Origin of the sequence: Parageobacillus sp. VR-IP (assembly GCF_013357975.1) — a bacterium.
GTDB lineage: Bacteria > Bacillota > Bacilli > Bacillales > Anoxybacillaceae > Saccharococcus > Saccharococcus caldoxylosilyticus.
Map to the genome: position 1 here is coordinate 239,085 of NZ_JABVYQ010000001.1, position 19,655 is coordinate 258,739.

Genomic DNA, 19,655 nt, shown 5'->3' on the forward strand with positions numbered 1-19,655 from the left:
TGAGAGTATGGAAAAACTGTTGGAAGTGAAAAATTTAGAGGTATCGTTTCAAACATATGGTGGAGAAGTACAGGCTGTTCGTGGAGTGAGTTTCTATTTAAATAAGGGTGAAACATTAGCGATTGTAGGGGAATCAGGTTCCGGAAAAAGCGTCACTTCACAAACGATTATGCGTCTTATTCCTACTCCGCCTGGAAAAATAAAAAACGGTCAAATCCTATTTGATGGAGAAGATCTTGTCAAAAAAACGGATAAAGAAATGGAACAAATTCGTGGAAGAGATATTGGAATGATTTTTCAAGATCCGATGACATCGCTCAATCCAACGATGAAAGTCGGACATCAAATTATGGAAGTGATCATGAAACATCAAAAGTTGCCTAAATCAGCGGCAAAAGAGCGGGCGATTGAATTACTGCGATTGGTTGGAATTCCAATGCCAGAAAAGCGTGTAAATCAATATCCGCATGAATTTTCTGGGGGAATGAGACAACGTGCGATGATTGCCATTGCTTTGGCTTCCAATCCGAAGTTATTAATTGCCGACGAACCAACCACTGCTCTCGATGTAACCATTCAAGCGCAAATTTTAGAATTAATGAAAGATATACAGAAAAAAACAGGGACAGCCATTATTTTTATTACTCATGATTTAGGCGTAGTAGCCAACGTAGCTGATCGCGTTGCTGTGATGTATGCAGGGAAAATTGTTGAAATGGGAACGGTTGATGAAATTTTTTACGATCCGCGACATCCATATACGTGGGGCTTGCTTGCTTCCATGCCAAGCCTTGATAGTGATGATAAGGCAGAGTTGGCATCGATTCCAGGATCGCCGCCGGATTTGACGAATCCTCCAAAGGGAGATGCGTTTGCGCCACGTAATCCGTATGCGATGAAAATTGATTTTGAAATGGAACCGCCGTTGTTCCAAATTTCTGATACCCATTATGCGGCAACATGGCTGCTTCATCCGGATGCACCAAAAGTAGAGCCACCCGAAGCGGTAAAACGTCGATTACGCAAGCTCTCCACTAACTACCCTCAACCAATTATCGTAAGGGAGAGTGAGTAATATGCCTGAAAAACAAAAGCTCATTGAAGTGAAAAATTTAAAACAATATTTTCCAGTGGGTGGCGGGAATGTCGTTAAAGCTGTAGATGGAGTTACCTTTGACATTTATAAAGGAGAAACACTTGGTCTTGTTGGGGAATCAGGTTGTGGTAAATCAACGACGGGACGGACGATTATCGGGCTATATAAGGCTACGGGCGGAGAAGTTCTTTTTAATGGTATCAATGTCCATGGCAAACACTCAGCCAAAGAGTCAAAATTATTAAAGCGAAAAATGCAAATGATTTTCCAAGACCCGTACGCGTCGCTTAATCCGCGCATGACCGTTGCGGATATTATCGCTGAAGGCATCGATATTCACGGTCTGGCGAAAACGAAAGAAGAGCGGATGCAGCGCGTATATGAGCTGCTTGAGACGGTCGGCTTAAACCGTGAACATGCCAACCGCTATCCGCATGAATTTTCCGGCGGCCAGCGCCAACGGATCGGGATTGCCCGCGCTCTAGCAGTGGAACCGGAGTTCATTATTGCCGATGAGCCAATCTCCGCGCTTGACGTGTCAATTCAGGCGCAAGTGGTGAATTTGATGAAAAAACTGCAGCGCGAAAAAGGATTGACGTATTTGTTTATCGCGCACGATTTGTCGATGGTCAAATACATTAGCAACCGCATTGGCGTAATGTATTTCGGCAAAATGGTCGAGCTTGCCGATGCCGAAGAATTGTACCGCAATCCGATTCATCCGTACACAAAAGCGCTCTTATCGGCAATTCCGCTTCCTGACCCGGAAACGGAACGGACGCGGAAACGGATTATTTACGACCCGTCACAGCATAATTATAAAGAAGGAGAAGAACTGGAATTCCGCGAAATTACCCCAGGTCATTTCGTATTATGCTCAGAGGCGGAATATAAAACATATCAATCGATGTATAAATAAAACGATCTCAGCTTAAGAGATCGTTTTATTTTTGCCACCGATGAGATTCCAGCCGCTTTGTATATATTTTGATTCGTTGACGTGTTCTTTTCGTTTTGAACCGCCGAAAATGTGTTCACCAATGCCGTTCGCAATGATCCCCATTAATGCAGTAATTCCGACGATCAATACGGAAGTGATGATGAAATCGATAAAATATTGCGCCATTGCTCCTTCCCCCTTTAGTCGTTCTAATTTTATTGTAGAGGATTTTTCTGTTTATTGGAAGAAGCGGTGAAAATTAAGTAAGAAAACAAGTGACTTTTTTGAAAAACTATATCTTTATTTATATATTTATTGTATAATATATCATGTTAGACTAATTTTAAATTGGATAACGAAAGCCCGTGGCTGGAGCCATCGGGATGAAGTGAGGATCGGTTTCGAACCGAGCTGACAGGACGTGCAGCACCAACGAGGTGTTTGTCCATGAAAGTCCAGTGGAACCAGAGTGACCGTCCACACGAAGATGTAGAAAAAACTCCTTTGGACGTTAGAATCTGCCGATTTCTATCGCGCAGAGGTTCCGTGCACAATGGATAGCTAGTTCGTTCTGTTGGTATAGAAGACAAGGTGATCCTTGTTGAAAGGGAGTGAGATAGATGGTGAAATTGTATATTTCGCCAAGTTGCACGTCATGCCGGAAAGCAAAAGCATGGCTGGAAAAACATAATATTCCTTATGTTGAACGCAATATTTTCTCCGAACCGTTAACGATTGAGGAGATTAAAGAAATTTTACGTATGACAGAAACAGGAACCGACGAGATTATTTCAACACGATCAAAAGTGTTTCAAAAGCTGAATATAAATCTTGAAACATTGCCGCTTCAAGATTTATATGAGCTAATTCAAAAAAATCCAGGAATTTTGCGGAGACCGATTATTATCGATGAAAAACGGCTTCAAGTCGGCTACAACGAAGATGAAATTCGCCGCTTTTTGCCGCGCAAAGTGCGGGCATATCAGCTTCGCCAAGCGCAGCGGCTTGTTAACGAATAAGGAGAATCAACTTCTACATGGTCCGCCATGTAGAAGTTTTTTATCATCTCTGGAATTTAGCAACGAATTCGGTTTAGGTCCAGCGGTGAAACCTGCGTCGATTAATCATGAAACCAAGCAGTACGGTCACCCCGGCCGTAACAAACGGAAATACTGGTTTCCATGCGAAAGCACTGTCATATAAATGGCGGATTTGCTGTTCGGCCGTGATCATTTTCCCGGCAGTATAGGCCAACAACGCTCCGCCGATGTAAATAAGGAAGGAGTAACGTTCCATCGCATAAAGGATGAGTTTGCTACCTAAAATGATAATAGGAACAGAAAACAAGAAGCCAAAGACCACGAGGGAAGCATGGCCTTGAGCAGCTCCAGCGATCGCGATCACATTATCCAACCCCATGACTACATCGGCTATTACAATTGTCTGTATCGCCTTCCAAAGCGATGTTTCCGATTTAATCGATGTATGTGTTTCTTCTTTTTGAACGAGCAGCCTTAAGGAGATCCAAAGCAAAATACAACCGCCAATTAGCTGTAAAAAAGGAATTTTTAATAACATTACCACCATGATCGTCAGAAGTATACGAACGAAAATGGCCAGCGCTGTACCAAGAACAATCGCGATGTTTCGCTTTTGTTCCGGCAGCTTTCGGCTTGCCAGTGCGATGACCACAGCATTGTCCCCACCGAGGATAACATCAATGCCAATGATGAGCAGAATGGAGATAACATATTCGTCCATTTCGCGCGTCCCTCGTTTCATTTGTTTTCATCATCATTATAGTAGGACAGGGTGTATTTCATGCCCAATTTTTAAAAATGCGTTTTTTTGTTTCCCTTCTTTCGCTTTTTATCATAAAATAAAAGTACAAGACATAATCTTGTATTTAAATAGAATTTTTGGGGGTAAAAATCCCTTCAATTTTATTCTTTTTCAGAAGGGAGAGTTCGGCAGGTGGAAATAGAACGCATTAATGAATATACCGTTAAATTTTATATTTCTTATGTTGATATAGAAGAGCGCGGTTTTGACCGCGAAGAAATTTGGTATAACCGTGAGCGCAGTGAAGAATTATTTTGGGAAATGATGGATGAGGTCCATAGTGAAGGAGATTTTTCCCTTGATGGCCCTCTTTGGATCCAGGTGCAGGCGTTAGAGAAAGGATTAGAAGTTTTGGTGACGAAAGCGCAGTTATCAAAAGATGGAAGCAAGCTGGAACTTCCGCTTCCAGAGGACAAATTGCGTGATTTTTCCGTTCCGGTTGATGAAAAAATTGAGGAGATTTTGGATCACCATTTCCATATTTCGCGCGGCGATGAGTCGCTTGCGGATAAGGACGACCATGAAGTTCTCCAGTTTACCATTTGTTTCAAAGATATCGAAGACGTCATTGCCCTAGCCCATCGTGCTGATTTTACAGGACTTGTCAACCATCTTTTCCAATTTGAAGAACGTTACTATTTGTTTGTGCAATTTAACGAAGAAGATTATACAGAACATGAGATTGACAATATACTCAGCTTGCTTTTAGAATATGGAACGGATTCGCAAGTAACCATTTACCGTTTAGAGGAATATGGGAAAGAAGTCATTCGTGACAATGCTTTAGAGACGCTTAAAACATGCTTTCCATTGAAATAGTTGCACCTGAAAAGTAGCCGCCGATTTCGCTGTTGGAAATCGGCGTTTTCTCCGCTATAATGCTTAAAAGTAGGTAGGGGGAACTTTGTTGAGAAACGCGTTAAGGGTTGTTATTTTTGCGTCAATAGTAGCAATTTTTTTATTTTTGACGAAAAATTATTGGGAAGAAAGGCTGCTTGGCGTTTTAAGTGTGTTCATTTCTTGTTCGGTCGTTTTTATCGCTTTTGTTATTTCGTTAGAAAATCGCAAGCCGGCCCAGACGATTGCCTGGCTTGCTGTGTTAGGAAGCTTTCCGCTTGTTGGTTTTTTGTTTTATTTATTATTTGGAAGGAATTACTGGCAACAGCGCCGTTTTAAAAAGAAAGCCGAATTTGATGAAGAGACATTCTTAAAATTTCAAGAGCAGACAAAATGGAACATTACACGGTTGTCAATTGCGGAGCATCAGCGACCATTGCTTTATCTTGCATATCATATTGGAAAAAGTCCTGTTTCTCTCGCTTCCAAAACGAAGGTGCTGACGAATGGACAAGAAACTTTTTCTACCATTTTTGACGAGCTGAAAAAAGCGAAACACCATATTCATTTGGAATATTATATTGTCCGTCATGATGAAGTAGGACAAGAACTAAAAAAGGTTTTAATGGAAAAAGCCCGACAAGGAGTACAAATCCGGTTTCTTTATGATGCCGTTGGCAGCTGGAAATTGTCGAAAACCTATATTCAAGAGCTGCGTGATGCGGGAGTAGAAATGATTCCTTTTTCGCCGGTTCGCCTCCCATTTTTAAACAATAAAATAAATTTTCGTAACCATCGGAAAATTATCGTTATTGATGGGACGGTTGGTTTTGTCGGCGGTTTAAACATCGGTGATGAATATTTAGGCAAAAACAAATATTTTGGTTTTTGGCGTGATACGCATTTATGGATTCGCGGAGAAGCGGTGCGGACGCTGCAGCTTATTTTTTTGCAAGACTGGTATTATATGACCGGAGAAAAATTATTTACGCCAGAATACTTATCACCTGAACTAGTCCATTACGAAGGCCAAGGGGGGGTTCAATTAATCGCCGGGGGACCGGACCAAAAATGGGAGGTTATCAAGCACTTATATTTTGCGATGATTACGTCAGCCCAACGGTCGATTTGGATTGCCTCCCCGTATTTTGTTCCTGATGAGGACATTTTAACGGCGTTAAAAGTTGCCGCCTTAAGCGGCATCGATGTCCGTATTTTAGCGCCAAAGCGGCCGGATAAAAAGCTTGTCTTTTACGCTTCCAGATCTTATTTTCCGGAGTTGTTGGAAGCTGGTGTAAAAATTTATGAATATGAGAAAGGATTTTTGCACAGTAAAGTGATGATCGTTGATGGCGAGCTGGCGTCCATCGGCACGGCGAATATGGATATGCGCAGCTTTCATCTGAATTTTGAGATCAATGCGTTTTTATACCATACCGATAGCACGAACAAGCTGGTCGCTGATTTTATGGAAGATTTAAACGATGCCAATGAAATCGATTATAAAGTATTCCAGCAGCGTCCATTATCGATTCGCGTCGTCGAATCGATATCACGGCTGTTGTCGCCTTTGTTGTAAACATGCGCCCGGGTGATGTCCCGGTTTTTTTTATTCGGCGATAGGGAAAACCGCCGCTTTTGTCGAAATATTCACCATATCTCATAATGCGAAAGGATGTGCCCGCTTTGCTGATTGCCATGCTGCAAAATGGGGAAATGGTTTCATTAGCAGGAAGATGGGCAAAAGAAAGACTGGTTCAGTTAAAGAAAAGAGAAATGTTCTTTTGCCCTGCGTGCCGGCAGGAGGTGGTATTAAAGCTCGGCAATCACCGTATTCCGCATTTTGCCCATAAAAAAGGCACTGCTTGTCCGTACGAACATGAACCAGAGTCCGCCCGCCATGCAACCGGAAAATTAGATTTATTTGCCTGGATTAAGCGACAGGGCATACCGGTCAAATTGGAGCCATATTTGCCATCGACGCAGCAGCGGCCGGATATTTTGGTTCAGTATCGCCATCATATTTATGCCTTGGAATATCAATGTTCTACGATTAGTGAACCACTGTTTCAAAAACGCAACCACGATTATCGCCTGGCAGGAATTCGTCCAATTTGGATCCTCGGCGCCCACCATTTGCGCTACCAGTCCAACATGCCCCACTATGTTTCCATCTCCCGCTTTCAATGGATGTTTGCTCATCATTTTCCGTTTATTCCCCGCCCGCTTCTTTTTTACTACTGTCCGCATACCAAACGGCTTACCCGCCTCGTTCGCCTTATTCCGCTATCCGTTCGCCATGCATTTGCCATTCCGCTCGTTTTCCCGTTATATTCGCTTTCGTTCTCCGATTTGCTTTTTTCTTCTGCAGATTTGCTGCCACCGTCATTTTGGGACGAGTGGCTCCATCATAAAAAGCAATGGCGGCTTACGTTTACTTTATATCCAAATAAAACAACAAGGTTGATTTGTGCCGATTTTTACCGTTTTGGCATCATTCCTTCCCTTTTTCCCACCGAAGCAGGCTGGCCGCTTCACCATGGCTATTTGTTGGAAACACCGCCGTTTATTTGGCAAACGTACGTGCTGATTCCATTGCTGCGATCGGAAGGGCGGGCTGTCACGCTCCACTCCATTTATCGCTTTATCGAGGAAAAAATAAGGACAGGGCGGGTTGCACTCCGCGTGCTGCCGCTTGCCACAGGACAGCGCTATACACAGGCGATTTATGAGTATTTGCAATTGCTTGCGGGGCTGGGCTATATCCAGTGGAAAAACCGCCATGCGATCCGCTTCGTAAAACCGCTTACGTTTCCGACAACCATGGATGAAGTGATAAAGCAAGACAAGCAGATGGCCGAACAAATAAAAATGATGCCGTCGCTTCGCGATTATGTATGGAAGCTGGAACTGAAGCACTGGTCGTAAACATTTATTTTTGAAAATAGGAAATGATAGTAAAAAAGCGAATATGATGTATGATATAATTTTCCAAAGGAGGTTGACAAAATGGAAGCGAAACAAACGAAAAAATCGCTGCCGTCACGCAGCGAAATTCCTGTTGAGGAAACGTGGCGTTTAGAGGATATTTTCCCGACGGACGAAGCGTGGGAGCAAGAATTTCAAGAAGTGAAAAAAATGATTCCGAAATTAGCGGAGTACCAAGGCCGATTAGGAGAATCGGCGGATGTGCTGTACGAAGCGCTTCAATACCAGGACGAAGTGTCCATGCGCCTTGGCAAGCTGTATACATATGCACATATGCGCTACGACCAAGATACAACAAACGCTTTTTACCAAGGTCTTAACGATCGAGCAACAAGCTTGTACAGCGAAGCGTCGAGCGCAATGGCGTTTATCGTTCCGGAAATTTTATCGATCGATGAGGCAAAATTGCGTTCGTTTTTAGAAGAGAAACAAGAATTGAAACTGTATGAACATGCGTTAGACGAAATTAACCGCCAGCGTCCGCACGTGCTGTCGGCAGAGGAAGAGGCGCTGCTTGCCCAAGCGGCAGAGGTGATGCAATCGTCTTCGTCTACTTTTAGCATGCTGAATAATGCCGATTTAACGTTCCCGACGATTATTGACGAAAATGGCGAAGAAGTGGAAGTGACGCACGGCCGCTTTATCCGCTTTTTAGAAAGCACGGACCGACGCGTGCGCCGTGATGCGTTTAAAGCCGTGTACGATACGTATGAAAAATATAAAAATACGTTTGCCAGCACGTTAAGCGGAGCGGTGAAAAAAGATAACTTCTTTGCGCGCGTCCGCCGCTACAAATCGGCACGGGAAGCGGCATTAAGCAGCAACAATATTCCGGAAAGTGTCTACGATAATTTGATTGAAACGGTCCATGAGCATCTGCCGCTGTTGCACCGCTATATCCGCCTGCGCAAAAAAGTGCTTGGACTTGATGAGCTTCATATGTATGATCTATACACGCCGCTTGTTCAAGACGTGAAAATGGAAGTCACGTATGAAGAAGCGAAAGAGTACATGTTAAAAGGACTTGCTCCGCTCGGTGAAGAATATATTAGCATCGTCAAAGAAGGTCTTGAAAATCGCTGGGTCGATGTGCGCGAAAATAAAGGAAAACGGAGCGGCGCCTATTCGTCAGGGGCATATGGCACCCATCCGTATATTTTGCTAAACTGGCAGGATAACGTGAATAATTTATTTACGTTAGTTCACGAATTTGGCCACTCTGTGCATAGTTATTACACACGCAAAACACAGCCGTATCCATATGGAGATTATTCCATTTTTGTCGCTGAGGTCGCGTCGACATGCAATGAAGCGCTGTTAAGTGATTATTTATTAAAAACGATCGACGATGAGAAAAAACGATTATATTTACTTAACCATTATTTAGAAGGGTTCCGCGGAACGGTTTTTCGGCAAACGATGTTTGCTGAGTTTGAACATATGATCCATATGAAAGCGCAGGAAGGAGAGGCGCTGACTGCTGATTCATTGACTTCTCTCTATTATGAATTAAATAAAAAATATTTTGGCGATGACATTGTCGTTGATCAGGAAATTGGCTTAGAGTGGGCGCGCATTCCGCATTTTTATTACAATTATTATGTGTATCAATATGCCACGGGTTTCAGCGCCGCGACGGCATTAAGCAAACAAATACTTGAAGAAGGAGAGCCGGCGGTGAAGCGCTATATTGAATTTTTGAAGGCGGGAAGCTCCGATTATCCGATTGAAGTGTTGAAAAAAGCCGGGGTAGATATGACGAGCACGGAACCGATTCGTCAAGCATGCCAAGTGTTTGCGGAGAAACTGGAGGAAATGGAAAAGCTGTTATCATAACTGGTTTAAGACGAATGTGGCGTCAATGCCACATTCGTTTTTGATAAAATCCTCTAAATTGGTTGCGGCTGTTCCAAGTAGAGATAAAGCCGAAAATCGTCAAAAATAAAAGCGGCATTGTAATAAGCATAGGAATAAGATGCATGAGGCCAAACAAATTTAGGCAAAATGCCGTCAGCATGGCGAGCCCCCAGAGAAATAGTGCCATTCGTTTTTTCATGCTTTTCCTCCCCCTTAGTGGATTTTTACTTTTATTATATGAATGGCGCAAAGAAATACATGCGCTTTTCCACATTTATGACAATAATGTGAACAAAAGCACAAAGTGGTTGTCAAACCTTGCTGCGATTTGTTAAGATAATATCGTGAATGAAATCACAAAACTTAATACCCCTTTGTTTGACCGTGAAAAATTTCTCCCATCCCCTTTGTTGTCTTGACAATAAACGACAAAATGGGTTTCAGATGAATATCTGAAACCCATTTTGTCAACAGTCTGAAAGCCCGGCTGAATGCCGGGCTTTTTCTTTGTTTTTTATTTTTTTTCGGAAATATAACGCCAAAATGTCCCATGTTTGACCGGTACTTTTTTAACTTTTTGTTTCAGCTGCAGCTTTTTCATTTCTGTTTCGGCCTCATGGATAGTCATATTGTAAACAACGGCAATCTCTTTCGTGGCGACGAATTTGAAATGGCTTAAAAATGACTCGAGTGGGGGAGGAGGGGATGGTTCTGGCTGGAAGCCAAGCATTTCATAAATAAGTTCAACGTAAATTTCATAAGGATAACATCCGGAAATTTTAATGCCTTCATCCTCAATGTTTTCGTTAAAAAAGACGAGCGTTGGAATTTCATGGACATCCATCTCTGACGTAATTTTTAAGTCGCACTGAAACGCTTTTGCTGCGCTTGGCGAATGTAAATCGCGAACGAATTCATCGACATCCAGTCCAGCGTGTGCAGCGCAATCGATTAATACAGAGATGTCAGATACATTTTGTTTTTCCAAAAATAATAATTCCTGCAATTTGCGCAAAAAACGGATTCCTGCGCGTTTCCCCTGCAATTCTGCCGCTTTAATAGCGATCGATGGGGCAAACGGGCTAGAAATCGGATTTTCCAGCCATAGGCTTCCATCACATGACATTCCTGAACGGCTCGCCGTCCGCTCCCACACTTTGGCGATTGTTTCCGGCTTTTGGTGCTTCCGAGTATTGAGCGTCGACAATTTTCCGCCTAGGACATGTTTCAATGTAAAAAAGCGTCCGTATTCAATTACCAGCTTTTTAATAATTGGTTCAAGCCCCCAGCATTCTGGACATAAAGGATCAATGAACAAATAAATTTCTAACGGTTTTTTCTCGTTGCAGCGCGGCTGGGAAGCAGACCACCACTCCGGTGCTTGCTTCCCAGCTAACTTGTTATTCAAGGGAATGCTCCTTTCTTTCCAAATTGTCTGGGGTATTAATCATATGGTGGGCCGTTAGCACGAGACGATGATAAAATTGCTCGCGCGCAGGTCCAGACAGGCCGGCTTCATCCATCGCCGCACGCATGCAGGAAAGCCATGCCTCAGCCCGGGTCGGCGTAATTTCAAACCGCAAATGGCGCGCCCGCAGCATTGGATGCCCATGCTCCTGCGTGTAAAGGGGCGGCCCGCCTAAATATTGCGTTAAAAATTGCTTCTGCTTTCGTGCTGTTTCCGTTAAATCATCCGGGAAAATGGGGCTTAAATCTGGATGTTTGGCAACGCGTTTATAAAAAGCTTCCACAAGCCTTGCAACCGTTTCTTCCCCACCGATCGCCTCGTAAAGTGTTTGCCATTGTTCAGCCATCGTGAATGCTCCTTTGTGCGTAAAATATGGTGTACAATGATTTTACTGCTATTTTAGCAATGAAGCGTATTTATCTCAAATAAAGTGACTTGAAGAACAAGAAGCAATTGCTTCAAAAAATGGATTCAATTGTGAACGCGTTACGAGTAGTATGTGTCAAGGATTTTCTTTACATATGCTTTTGTTTCGGCAAACGGTGGAATTCCTTTGTAGCGATCGACGTTCCCCGGACCGGCGTTGTATGCGGCAAGGGCAAGCGCGACATTGCCATTATAGCGGTCTAATAGCTTGCGCAAATATTTTGTGCCACCTTCAATGTTTTGCACCGGATCGAATGGATTATCGACCCCAAGCATCTTTGCGGTGCTTGGCATCAGTTGCATAAGGCCAAGGGCGCCTGCATGGCTGCGTGCGTTTGGGCTAAAATTCGATTCGTGGCGAATAACGGCGCGAATCAGCTGCGCGTCTACACCATATTTTTTGGCAGCTTGGGCGATCAGTGTATCGATATCGGTATGTTTAAAGCTGGATGCCGCTTCATGGCTGGCTGGCGCAGTCGTGTCTTGATTGCCTTGATTTTCAGCGGCTTGCGGCATCGGCTGCTGTGCTATGTATTGCTGCAACAGCTGCGTAAACGACCATGGCTGATTTTGTTCCCATGAGGTTGGGCGTTGGGCGGAGAAATTTTGCAACGCCTGAAGCTCTAATAGTAACTTTATGGTAGGAACGGTCATCGCTACTCCTCCATTTGATATTTTTTTGCATAGAAGCGCTGAATTTTATTTGGCGCTGGCCGGATCGGAATATGCAGCGAACAAAGCAACTGTAAAAATTGCTGTTTTCCGTTTTCTACATCTTCCGTTTCGTATTCCAACTCGTAATCCTCTGTACCTAGGTAATAATTACGGTCAAGAAACAGCGTTCCACCTTTGTACGTCCATTGAGCGCGATCGGTCGTTAACGTGCCAAAATGATGGAGCGCTGCGGGCGGCACGCCGATTTCCTGAAGAATGGCCGCTACCTTCCCTTGAACAACGGCCGTGCCATTTAAAAGGGCGCCCGCCTCCTCTTTTGTAAGGCGCTGATGTGTCTCGAGCAGCACTCCTTCTGCCTTCGTCTGCTTTAATGTTAATGTGTAAATGTCGTTTTTGACACGGATGCGCAAGGCTGCCTGTTTTTCCTTTAATGCGAATTGCGGTGTATCCAAATAATGATTTTCTTGACGTTCAAAAGCGTGGTCATCAATGTGAAACACTTCACGGATTTGTGTGAATTCCATTTTTGTCAGTAAATTTTTAAATTCGATTTCGATTTCTTGACGCATCGTTTCTCTCCTCTATCCATCCGTTTCAGTTTTATTATCGGATGTTTATCATTGAATATCAATTATTTATTGCGCATAGGGTGATTATGGTAAAATAAAAGAGGATTGTTGATGTGGAAGGAGATTTGGCATGCGCAAAAAATTAGTGATCGAAAAAGCGGAAAGAAAAGACAGACGATTATATCTCATTAATGATCATCCTTCATTTTTGCTTGAAGAAGCGAGGCCAAAAGGTCATATGCTTGTGGATTCCGACCATCTTTCGTTTATTTATATATTGGAAACAGACGAAGATTTTATTTACGTCGCGATTCCATATGAGTTTTGGAACGATGTGAAACAAGCATTGGCAGAAGAGGCTGCCGTTGTACTAAAAAGCGGAGAGCTGGAGTTTGAATTAACAAGCTTTAAGGAAGAGTTAACTTATTTGATCGAAAATATTGACGGCAATGCCAATTATGGCGAACAAATGGAGCAGGCCGTAAAAGAAATTTTTCTTACATAACATTGGCAGGTGGTACGATGGTCAAACATTGGGATTTATTTTTGGCACCGTATAAGCAGGCAGTTGAAGAGCTAAAGGTAAAGCTCAAAGGGATGCGCGCCCAGTTTGAAATGTTGGGAGTGCATTCGCCGATCGAATTTGTCACTGGAAGAGTGAAGCCAGTCGCCAGCATCTTGGATAAGGCGCAAAAGAAAAACATTCCGCTTGATAAACTGGAAGAACAAATGCAAGATATTGCCGGGCTGCGGATGATGTGCCAATTTGTCGATGACATTAAGACAGTAGTAGAGCTGCTGCGGAAACGAAACGACTTTGAAATCGTTGAGGAGCGGGATTACGTTACACAGAAGAAGGAAAGCGGCTATCGTTCCTATCATGTCGTCATCCGCTATCCAGTGCAGACGATACATGGAGAGAAGAAAATTTTAGCTGAAATTCAAATCCGCACTCTTGCCATGAACTTTTGGGCAACGATTGAGCATTCGTTAAATTATAAATATAGCGGCCGTTTTCCTGAAGATATTAAAGCAAGACTGCAGCGCGCCGCTGAAGCAGCCTATCGTTTAGATGAAGAAATGTCGAAAATTCGTTTTGAAATTCAAGAAGCGCAAGCCGCTTTTTCACGAAAACAGGAAACAAAAGGGGAACAATTATGAGAGGAACACAAGCGCCGCTGAAATTTGCAATCACCTCCAAAGGGGATGAAACATCCAACGCGCTGACGCAAAAAATCAAAACGTATCTATTGGATTTTGATTTACAGTACGATGAGGATACTCCCGATCTTGTCATTTCCGTGGGCGGTGACGGAACACTATTGTATGCGTTCCATCGCTATTGCCGTCGCTTGGATAAAACGGCATTTGTTGGCGTACATACCGGACATTTAGGCTTTTACGCCGACTGGGTGCCGGAGGAAATTGAAAAGCTTGTCATCGCTATTGCGAAAACACCGTATCAGGTTGTCGAATACCCATTGCTGGAAGTAATTATCCGCTACATAAACGGGGGACGGGAGGCAAAATATCTTGCCTTAAATGAATGCACGGTAAAGAGCGTCAGCGGTACGCTTGTCATTGATGTAGAAATCCGCGGCGATCTATTTGAAACGTTTCGCGGCGACGGGTTATGCATCTCTACGCCAACGGGAAGCACGGCCTATAACAAGGCATTAGGCGGCGCGATTTTGCATCCGTCGCTTGAAGCAATCCAGGTTACCGAAATGGCGTCGATTAACAACCGCGTATTCCGGACGATCGGGTCGCCGCTTATTCTCCCTGCCCATCATACATGTATGTTAAAGCCGGTAAACGATGTCGATTTTCAAATTACGGTTGACCATCTATCGCTTTTGCATAAAGATGTGAAATCTATCCAATGTCGCGTCGCAGACGAAAAAATCCGGTTTGCCCGTTTCCGGCCGTTTCCGTTTTGGAAGCGGGTGCGCGATTCCTTTATTGCCGATTGACAAATAAACACATAAAGGCAGGTAGACAATGTTGTCGCAGTTTACGCTCACTTGGGTTATTACGAAACAAGAGGAAGGCAAGCTTATTCGCGAGTTTTTAAAAGAAAATGGCATTTCGAAAACGGCGTTGACCGATATTAAATTTCATGGCGGAGCTATTTATGTCAATGATCAGCCGGTGACGGTCCGCCACCGCCTTGGCGAAGGGGAGAGGCTGCGGGTCGTATTTCCTCCGGAGCTTCCAAGCGAAGGAATGGCACCGGAGGCGATTCCGTTGGATATCGTATATGAGGATGAGTATGTATTGGTAATCAACAAGCCGCCATGGATGGCGACGATTCCATCGCGCCAGCACCCTGGAGGGACCCTGGCGAACGCCTTGCTTTATCATTATCAAAAGCAGCAGCTGGCGTCAACGATTCACGTTGTCACGAGGCTCGACCGTGACACTTCCGGGCTTGTGCTGGTCGCCAAGCACCGTCATCTTCATCATCTTTTGTCCACTTTGCAAAAACAAGGCAAAGTAACGAGGAGTTATGAAGCGATTTGTCACGGACGTGTCGGCAAGGACGAAGGAACCATTGATGCGCCCATCGCCCGCAAAAACGATAGCATTATTGCGCGAGAGGTTCGCGAAGACGGCCAGCGAGCCGTTACTCACTTTCGCGTGCTGAAACGGTTTCATGACTATACACACTTATCACTGCGGTTAGAGACAGGCCGCACTCACCAAATTCGCGTTCATTTGGCCTATATTGGGCATCCGCTCGTTGGGGATGAATTGTATGGCGGAAGCCGGGAAGCGATTAGCCGCCAGGCGCTGCACAGCAAAGAGCTTTCGTTTTTTCATCCGTTGAAGCAACAGCAATATACGTTTTCCTGTCCGCTTCCTGATGATATGAAGCGGTTGATTGAGCGGATCCGATAAGAGGGGCAGGGATGGTGCTAATCAAACGTTCTGAATTTTTCCGGAACATATGGTAAAGAAGATGGAACCGAGACCGTTTCCATTTCCGGATAGCGAAAAGCAGTCAGAGCGCCGCCAAATACGCAGCCGGTGTCGATGTTGATCGTATGATTGATGATTCTAGGCTGTTTGACGGGAGTATGGCCGTATACAATCCATGCTTCTCCTTTGTAATGTTTTGCCCAGTCTCGTCTCACGGGCGTTCCGTCCGGATTCGTTTCCCCCGTAATATCGCCATAAAACACGAACGTTTGCACTTTTTTGTCGGTTCGCCCAATGTAGTCTTGGCGGATTCCGGCATGGGCGATAATCAGGCGGCCGTTGTCGAGCTGGGCATACAGCGGCGCCGTTTCATACAGCTTCATAAATTTTTTGCGAATCATCACCTGCTCGCTTGGCGGCAACGAGCGATACTCCGCTACCGTTGTTTCAAGACCGTGTGCAATTTGCACGTTTCTTCCTAAAAAAAAGCGGTATAGTTTATTGCAGTGATTACCGGGAACGTAATATGCCAGATTTTCCCTGACAAGAGAATAGACTGTTTCGATCGTTTGCAATGATTGCGGACCGCGGTCGGTTAAATCGCCGACAAAGCCGAGCTTTCGTCCATCGGGATGAATGGGAATGCCGCTGTTCCATTGATAGCCAAGCTGTTCCGTAAGCTTGACAAACTCGTTGTAACATCCATGAACATCGCCAATAATATCGATTTGCATGAGGTTGTTCTCCTTTCTCATATGACTAGTATAAAATAAAAAGCCGCTGATCATGCGGCTTTTTACTCTTCAGTGGAAAACATAAATTTTTTCGTGCGCGAATGAACATTGAGTACAAGACCAATTGCCAGCATGTAAGTGGCGAGCGAACTTCCCCCGTAACTAATAAATGGAAGAGGCAGACCGGTGATTGGCAAAAGACCGATCGTCATGCCGACGTTTTGAAAGACTTGGAAGGTAATCATGCCGATAACGCCGGCGCATAAGTAGCTTCCATATAAGTCGTTGCTTTCTAACGCAATATGAACCATGCGGTAAACAAGCAGGAAAAAGAGCGAAATGACGACGCTGGCGCCGATAAACCCGAACTGTTCGGCGATGATGCCGAAAATAAAGTCGGTATGTGCTTCCGGGAGGTATACTTGAATATTGCCAAATCCTTTTCCATACAATTCTCCTGATCCGATCGCAAGCAGGGAGCGAATAAGCTGGAATCCTTGTTCATTCGAATATTCGTACGGGGCAAGCCAACCGTAGAAGCGGTTTAGCTGGTAATCCTCTAAAATATATTTGTGGAAAAAATCAGGGAATTGAAAGAAAATAAACACAAGAATTGCCGCAGCCGCTATTCCGGAAAAGATGATGCCAAAAATAATGCGCCAGCGGATGCCGGAAACGAGCACAAGCGAACCGGTAATGGCGACAAACACCATCGACATTCCTAAGTCCGGCTGTTTCATCAGCAAGATGAGCGGCGGCAAAACAGTTAAGGCGATTTTGCCAAGCAGCCTAAAGTCATCTTTCACGGTCGGCTCTGGATATTTCTCGCGATGATTGATGATAACGCGGCTAAGAACGATAATCATAAAAATTTTCATCAGCTCGGATGGCTGAAAGTTTCCGCCTGGAAGAGCATACCAGCTTGTCGCCCCCTTAATCGTGACAGTGCCAGGGACGTTCAATTCTAACCCAAGCAACAGCAACATGCCAAAACCATATAAATACCAGGCGATTTGAAAAAAACGGTCATAGTCGATAATCATTGTTAAGGCGATCACAACGGCGCCAATTCCATACCATTGCAATTGCTTATAGGCGAAATTGACATGTTGCAATTTTTCCGGTAATGTAGCCTCTGCGCTATGAATTGCGATCGCGCTGACGATAGCCATTAAAAACAAAATAAACAACAAATTATAATCCAGCTTGGACTGTGATAAACGATCTCGTTCCATATGATGATCCTCTCCGTCATGATAAAAACGTGCCATATATCATATTAACGAATTACGATATTTTTGCAAAGAGGTTTGTCTCATTTACTTTCCTAGTAACTTATCATATAATAAAGTTAACACTAGGTACTAATAACAAATCTTAATTGTAATGGATATAGGAGGATGACGGATGAATTTATCGTTAAAGGGACGTACATATGTCGTGATGGGAGTGGCGAATAAACGCAGTATCGCCTGGGGAATCGCAAGATCTTTGCATGCCGCGGGGGCGCGTCTCGTTTTTACGTATGCCGGAGAGCGTTTTGAAAAAGAGGTGCGCGCGCTTGTCGATACGCTTGAAGATGAAAGCTCCCTTCTCTTGCCTTGCGATGTGACAAAAGATGAGGAAATTGTTCAATGCTTTAAGCAAATTAAGGAACAAGTCGGTGTCATTCACGGTGTGGCCCATTGTATTGCCTATGCAAACAAAGAAGACTTAAATGGAGAGTATATGAAAGTGAGCCGCGAAGGCTTTTTGCTTGCCCATAATATTAGCGCTTATTCATTAACCGCGGTTGCCAGAGAAGCAAAAGAGCTGATGACGGAAGGTGGAAGCATTGTTACGCTGACATATCTTGGCGGCGAGCGCGTCGTCCAAAATTATAATATTATGGGAGTTGCAAAAGCGGCGCTCGATGCAAGCGTTAAATATTTAGCTAACGATTTAGGAAAATACGGCATCCGCGTCAATGCTATTTCTGCCGGACCGATTCGTACATTATCGGCAAAAGGGGTCAGCGATTTTAATTCGATTTTAAAACAAATCGAAGAACGCGCTCCGCTTCGCCGCACGACGACGCAAGAAGAAGTTGGCGATACGGCGCTGTTCTTATTTAGCGACCTGTCGCGCGGCATTACGGGCGAAATTATTCATGTTGATTCTGGATATCATATTTTAGGATATTAACATAAAAAGATTGCAGGCATCCGCTATCTTTAACTGTTTGAGCTGTTCCGATAGATTATGGAGCAGCTCAATTTTTTTGCCCAACTTCTTGGCAATATTCTCAAAATGAATCGCATACATATATAAGGCAACAGTCGAAAAAGGAGGGGGCTACCGATGAAACGGCGTGACATAGTGGAAAATGAACCGCTTCTTTATATTGTGCAGCCTAAATTGGAACGTGCAATCGCTTATATGCAGCAGACGTTTAAAAGCAAAGCGACCATCGAGCAAAGCGAATGGGGGAACGGCGAAATTGTGCAAGAAAACCAGACTCGGCAGCAGGAAAAGCAGTTTCAACAGATGTCATTGGAGGAACAATTATCGTTTTTGGCAAACCTGACTGAACCCCATTCTCATATGAGATGCAAGCTTGTTAGCAAGGGTGGAGAAAAGGAAGGAATAATTCGCAAATATGATGGAACGGAAATCACCATCGATACGGTTTCGGGAACATTTGTCATTCCAAGAAAGGAGGTTGTTTCTGTTACGTTAATCGGGTTATCGGGGAAGGAGGAAGCAGAACAGCGTGACGGCGACTGAACTTTTTCTTTTTATTTTAGCAACGTTTCGCCTAACGAGATTGTTGATGTATGATGCGATTACATCTTTTTTGCGAAAGCCTTTCCATGAAATCACCGAAGAAACATTGCCTGACGGAACGGTACAGTCATTTTTGCATATTAAAGGAAGCGGATTGCGCCATTGGATTGGCGAGCTGTTAAGTTGCTATTGGTGCACGGGCATTTGGTGTGCGGCTATTCTTTATATTGGCGATATGCTTTACCCTGTATTATTTCAGCCGCTGCTGATCATATTGGCGATTGCCGGCGGTGCCTCGCTAATCGAGTGGACGATGGAAAAAGCAGATGCGTAAAAAGAGCGATTTCCGCTCTTTTTTGTTTGCTATAATTGTCCGCGAATGCAAGTAAAGCAAGAAGCTGCTGCGACATTATTGAATAGTGACTGCTGCTTGTGGATCTGTCGGTTCTGCTTTTACATTGTGTGAATTTTTGGTAACTGTTTTTTTTTTTTTTTTTTTTTTTTTTGGAAAAAAAGATGGGTAGGGGGTGGTGTT

The 19,655-nt window shown here is 44.0% G+C and carries 23 protein-coding genes; 14 read left to right on the forward strand and 9 right to left on the reverse strand.

Going from position 1 to position 19,655, the window contains the following annotated elements:
- Positions 1–7 precede the first annotated feature (7 nt).
- Both HT574_RS01295 and HT574_RS01300 read left to right on the forward strand, forming a co-directional pair.
- Positions 8–1,075: an ABC transporter ATP-binding protein gene (locus tag HT574_RS01295; protein WP_175243196.1), complete on the forward strand. Its 1,068-nt coding sequence runs from the start codon at positions 8–10 to the stop codon at positions 1,073–1,075.
- A gap of 1 nt (position 1,076) precedes the next feature.
- Positions 1,077–2,015 (forward strand): ABC transporter ATP-binding protein, encoded by a 939-nt coding sequence (locus HT574_RS01300; RefSeq protein WP_175243197.1) that lies wholly within the window; start codon positions 1,077–1,079, stop codon positions 2,013–2,015.
- Positions 2,016–2,027: 12 nt separating this feature from the next.
- Here HT574_RS01300 and HT574_RS01305 read toward each other — a convergent pair whose 3' ends face one another.
- The gene (locus HT574_RS01305; RefSeq protein ID WP_175243198.1) at positions 2,028–2,222 is read right to left on the reverse strand and encodes a hypothetical protein; all 195 of its coding nucleotides are present in this window, start codon (positions 2,220–2,222) and stop codon (positions 2,028–2,030) included.
- Between the two features lie 434 nt (positions 2,223–2,656).
- Between HT574_RS01305 and spxA the strand changes: the two genes are divergently transcribed.
- Positions 2,657–3,055: a transcriptional regulator SpxA gene (gene spxA / locus HT574_RS01310; protein WP_017436313.1), complete on the forward strand. Its 399-nt coding sequence runs from the start codon at positions 2,657–2,659 to the stop codon at positions 3,053–3,055.
- Positions 3,056–3,128: 73 nt separating this feature from the next.
- On the opposite strand, the gene HT574_RS01315 is transcribed toward spxA, so the two are convergent.
- The gene (locus tag HT574_RS01315) at positions 3,129–3,797 is read right to left on the reverse strand and encodes a TerC family protein (RefSeq protein ID WP_175243751.1); all 669 of its coding nucleotides are present in this window, start codon (positions 3,795–3,797) and stop codon (positions 3,129–3,131) included.
- A 213-nt stretch (positions 3,798–4,010) separates the two neighbouring features.
- Between HT574_RS01315 and mecA the strand changes: the two genes are divergently transcribed.
- The 4 genes from mecA (at position 4,011) to pepF (ending at position 9,539) form a co-directional block, all read left to right on the forward strand.
- Positions 4,011–4,697, forward strand: coding sequence for an adaptor protein MecA (gene mecA, locus HT574_RS01320; RefSeq protein WP_175243199.1), 687 nt, complete (start codon positions 4,011–4,013; stop codon positions 4,695–4,697).
- An 88-nt stretch (positions 4,698–4,785) separates the two neighbouring features.
- Complete coding sequence (gene cls, locus HT574_RS01325; RefSeq protein ID WP_175243200.1) at positions 4,786–6,294, forward strand: cardiolipin synthase; 1,509 nt, start codon at positions 4,786–4,788, stop codon at positions 6,292–6,294.
- Positions 6,295–6,392: 98 nt separating this feature from the next.
- Positions 6,393–7,643, forward strand: coding sequence for a competence protein CoiA (locus HT574_RS01330; protein ID WP_309138275.1), 1,251 nt, complete (start codon positions 6,393–6,395; stop codon positions 7,641–7,643).
- An 81-nt stretch (positions 7,644–7,724) separates the two neighbouring features.
- Entirely contained in the window at positions 7,725–9,539 is a 1,815-nt protein-coding gene (gene pepF, locus HT574_RS01335) for an oligoendopeptidase F (protein ID WP_017436308.1), read from the forward strand.
- A 22-nt stretch (positions 9,540–9,561) separates the two neighbouring features.
- On the opposite strand, the gene HT574_RS01340 is transcribed toward pepF, so the two are convergent.
- From HT574_RS01340 to HT574_RS01360, 5 genes are all read right to left on the reverse strand, one after another.
- On the reverse strand, positions 9,562–9,759 hold the full coding sequence (locus HT574_RS01340) for a hypothetical protein (protein ID WP_175243202.1): 198 nt from the start codon (positions 9,757–9,759) through the stop codon (positions 9,562–9,564).
- Positions 9,760–10,074: 315 nt separating this feature from the next.
- Positions 10,075–10,968, reverse strand: a complete 894-nt coding sequence (gene spxH, locus HT574_RS01345) for a ClpXP adapter protein SpxH (RefSeq protein WP_175243203.1) — start codon at positions 10,966–10,968, stop codon at positions 10,075–10,077.
- Complete coding sequence (locus HT574_RS01350; RefSeq protein WP_017436305.1) at positions 10,961–11,374, reverse strand: globin domain-containing protein; 414 nt, start codon at positions 11,372–11,374, stop codon at positions 10,961–10,963. The genes spxH and HT574_RS01350 overlap by 8 nt, the downstream gene beginning before the upstream one ends.
- A 140-nt stretch (positions 11,375–11,514) precedes the next feature.
- Positions 11,515–12,108: a lytic transglycosylase domain-containing protein gene (locus HT574_RS01355; protein WP_175243204.1), complete on the reverse strand. Its 594-nt coding sequence runs from the start codon at positions 12,106–12,108 to the stop codon at positions 11,515–11,517.
- A 2-nt stretch (positions 12,109–12,110) separates the two neighbouring features.
- Positions 12,111–12,698 carry a CYTH domain-containing protein gene (locus HT574_RS01360; RefSeq protein ID WP_175243205.1) on the reverse strand — a complete coding sequence of 196 codons (588 nt, stop codon included), beginning with the start codon at positions 12,696–12,698 and terminating at the stop codon, positions 12,111–12,113.
- Between the two features lie 130 nt (positions 12,699–12,828).
- Between HT574_RS01360 and HT574_RS01365 the strand changes: the two genes are divergently transcribed.
- Genes HT574_RS01365 through HT574_RS01380 form a run of 4 tightly spaced genes read left to right on the forward strand, consistent with a single transcriptional unit; the run spans position 12,829 to position 15,599 of the window.
- On the forward strand, positions 12,829–13,203 hold the full coding sequence (locus HT574_RS01365; protein ID WP_175243206.1) for a UPF0738 family protein: 375 nt from the start codon (positions 12,829–12,831) through the stop codon (positions 13,201–13,203).
- A 17-nt stretch (positions 13,204–13,220) separates the two neighbouring features.
- A complete protein-coding gene (gene yjbM, locus HT574_RS01370; RefSeq protein WP_017436301.1) occupies positions 13,221–13,859 on the forward strand; it encodes a GTP diphosphokinase in 639 nt (212 codons plus the stop codon).
- Positions 13,856–14,671: an NAD kinase gene (locus HT574_RS01375; RefSeq protein ID WP_175243207.1), complete on the forward strand. Its 816-nt coding sequence runs from the start codon at positions 13,856–13,858 to the stop codon at positions 14,669–14,671. The genes yjbM and HT574_RS01375 overlap by 4 nt, the downstream gene beginning before the upstream one ends.
- 31 nt (positions 14,672–14,702) lie before the next feature.
- Positions 14,703–15,599 (forward strand): RluA family pseudouridine synthase, encoded by an 897-nt coding sequence (locus tag HT574_RS01380; RefSeq protein ID WP_175243752.1) that lies wholly within the window; start codon positions 14,703–14,705, stop codon positions 15,597–15,599.
- Between the two features lie 17 nt (positions 15,600–15,616).
- Here HT574_RS01380 and prpE read toward each other — a convergent pair whose 3' ends face one another.
- Together prpE and HT574_RS01390 are read right to left on the reverse strand one after the other, a co-directional pair.
- On the reverse strand, positions 15,617–16,354 hold the full coding sequence (gene prpE / locus HT574_RS01385) for a bis(5'-nucleosyl)-tetraphosphatase PrpE (RefSeq protein ID WP_175243208.1): 738 nt from the start codon (positions 16,352–16,354) through the stop codon (positions 15,617–15,619).
- A gap of 62 nt (positions 16,355–16,416) precedes the next feature.
- Positions 16,417–17,589 carry an FtsW/RodA/SpoVE family cell cycle protein gene (locus HT574_RS01390; RefSeq protein WP_175243209.1) on the reverse strand — a complete coding sequence of 391 codons (1,173 nt, stop codon included), beginning with the start codon at positions 17,587–17,589 and terminating at the stop codon, positions 16,417–16,419.
- Positions 17,590–17,761: 172 nt separating this feature from the next.
- Between HT574_RS01390 and fabI the strand changes: the two genes are divergently transcribed.
- The 3 genes from fabI to HT574_RS01405 all read left to right on the forward strand — a co-directional run bounded on the left by fabI (position 17,762) and on the right by HT574_RS01405 (position 19,454).
- The gene (gene fabI, locus HT574_RS01395; protein WP_017436296.1) at positions 17,762–18,538 is read left to right on the forward strand and encodes an enoyl-ACP reductase FabI; all 777 of its coding nucleotides are present in this window, start codon (positions 17,762–17,764) and stop codon (positions 18,536–18,538) included.
- Between the two features lie 156 nt (positions 18,539–18,694).
- Positions 18,695–19,120 carry a hypothetical protein gene (locus HT574_RS01400; RefSeq protein WP_175243210.1) on the forward strand — a complete coding sequence of 142 codons (426 nt, stop codon included), beginning with the start codon at positions 18,695–18,697 and terminating at the stop codon, positions 19,118–19,120.
- Positions 19,107–19,454, forward strand: a complete 348-nt coding sequence (locus HT574_RS01405) for a DUF1360 domain-containing protein (RefSeq protein WP_175243211.1) — start codon at positions 19,107–19,109, stop codon at positions 19,452–19,454. Before HT574_RS01400 ends, HT574_RS01405 begins: the two co-directional genes overlap by 14 nt.
- Positions 19,455–19,655: the final 201 nt, after the last annotated feature.

What these genes read in the sequence shown, in the direction of transcription:
- HT574_RS01400 (WP_175243210.1), top strand. Translation starts at nt 18,695, where the DNA reads ATGAAACGGCGTGACATAGTGGAAAATGAACCGCTTCTTTATATTGTG.
- yjbM (WP_017436301.1), top strand. Translation starts at nt 13,221, where the DNA reads ATGGTCAAACATTGGGATTTATTTTTGGCACCGTATAAGCAGGCAGTT.
- spxA (WP_017436313.1), top strand. Translation starts at nt 2,657, where the DNA reads ATGGTGAAATTGTATATTTCGCCAAGTTGCACGTCATGCCGGAAAGCA.
- fabI (WP_017436296.1), top strand. Translation starts at nt 17,762, where the DNA reads ATGAATTTATCGTTAAAGGGACGTACATATGTCGTGATGGGAGTGGCG.
- HT574_RS01360 (WP_175243205.1), bottom strand. Translation starts at nt 12,698, where the DNA reads ATGCGTCAAGAAATCGAAATCGAATTTAAAAATTTACTGACAAAAATG.
- HT574_RS01390 (WP_175243209.1), bottom strand. Translation starts at nt 17,589, where the DNA reads ATGGAACGAGATCGTTTATCACAGTCCAAGCTGGATTATAATTTGTTG.
- HT574_RS01295 (WP_175243196.1), top strand. Translation starts at nt 8, where the DNA reads ATGGAAAAACTGTTGGAAGTGAAAAATTTAGAGGTATCGTTTCAAACA.
- HT574_RS01300 (WP_175243197.1), top strand. Translation starts at nt 1,077, where the DNA reads ATGCCTGAAAAACAAAAGCTCATTGAAGTGAAAAATTTAAAACAATAT.
- pepF (WP_017436308.1), top strand. Translation starts at nt 7,725, where the DNA reads ATGGAAGCGAAACAAACGAAAAAATCGCTGCCGTCACGCAGCGAAATT.
- HT574_RS01350 (WP_017436305.1), bottom strand. Translation starts at nt 11,374, where the DNA reads ATGGCTGAACAATGGCAAACACTTTACGAGGCGATCGGTGGGGAAGAA.
- HT574_RS01355 (WP_175243204.1), bottom strand. Translation starts at nt 12,108, where the DNA reads ATGACCGTTCCTACCATAAAGTTACTATTAGAGCTTCAGGCGTTGCAA.
- HT574_RS01365 (WP_175243206.1), top strand. Translation starts at nt 12,829, where the DNA reads ATGCGCAAAAAATTAGTGATCGAAAAAGCGGAAAGAAAAGACAGACGA.
- HT574_RS01315 (WP_175243751.1), bottom strand. Translation starts at nt 3,797, where the DNA reads ATGGACGAATATGTTATCTCCATTCTGCTCATCATTGGCATTGATGTT.
- HT574_RS01305 (WP_175243198.1), bottom strand. Translation starts at nt 2,222, where the DNA reads ATGGCGCAATATTTTATCGATTTCATCATCACTTCCGTATTGATCGTC.
- prpE (WP_175243208.1), bottom strand. Translation starts at nt 16,354, where the DNA reads ATGCAAATCGATATTATTGGCGATGTTCATGGATGTTACAACGAGTTT.
- HT574_RS01340 (WP_175243202.1), bottom strand. Translation starts at nt 9,759, where the DNA reads ATGAAAAAACGAATGGCACTATTTCTCTGGGGGCTCGCCATGCTGACG.
- HT574_RS01375 (WP_175243207.1), top strand. Translation starts at nt 13,856, where the DNA reads ATGAGAGGAACACAAGCGCCGCTGAAATTTGCAATCACCTCCAAAGGG.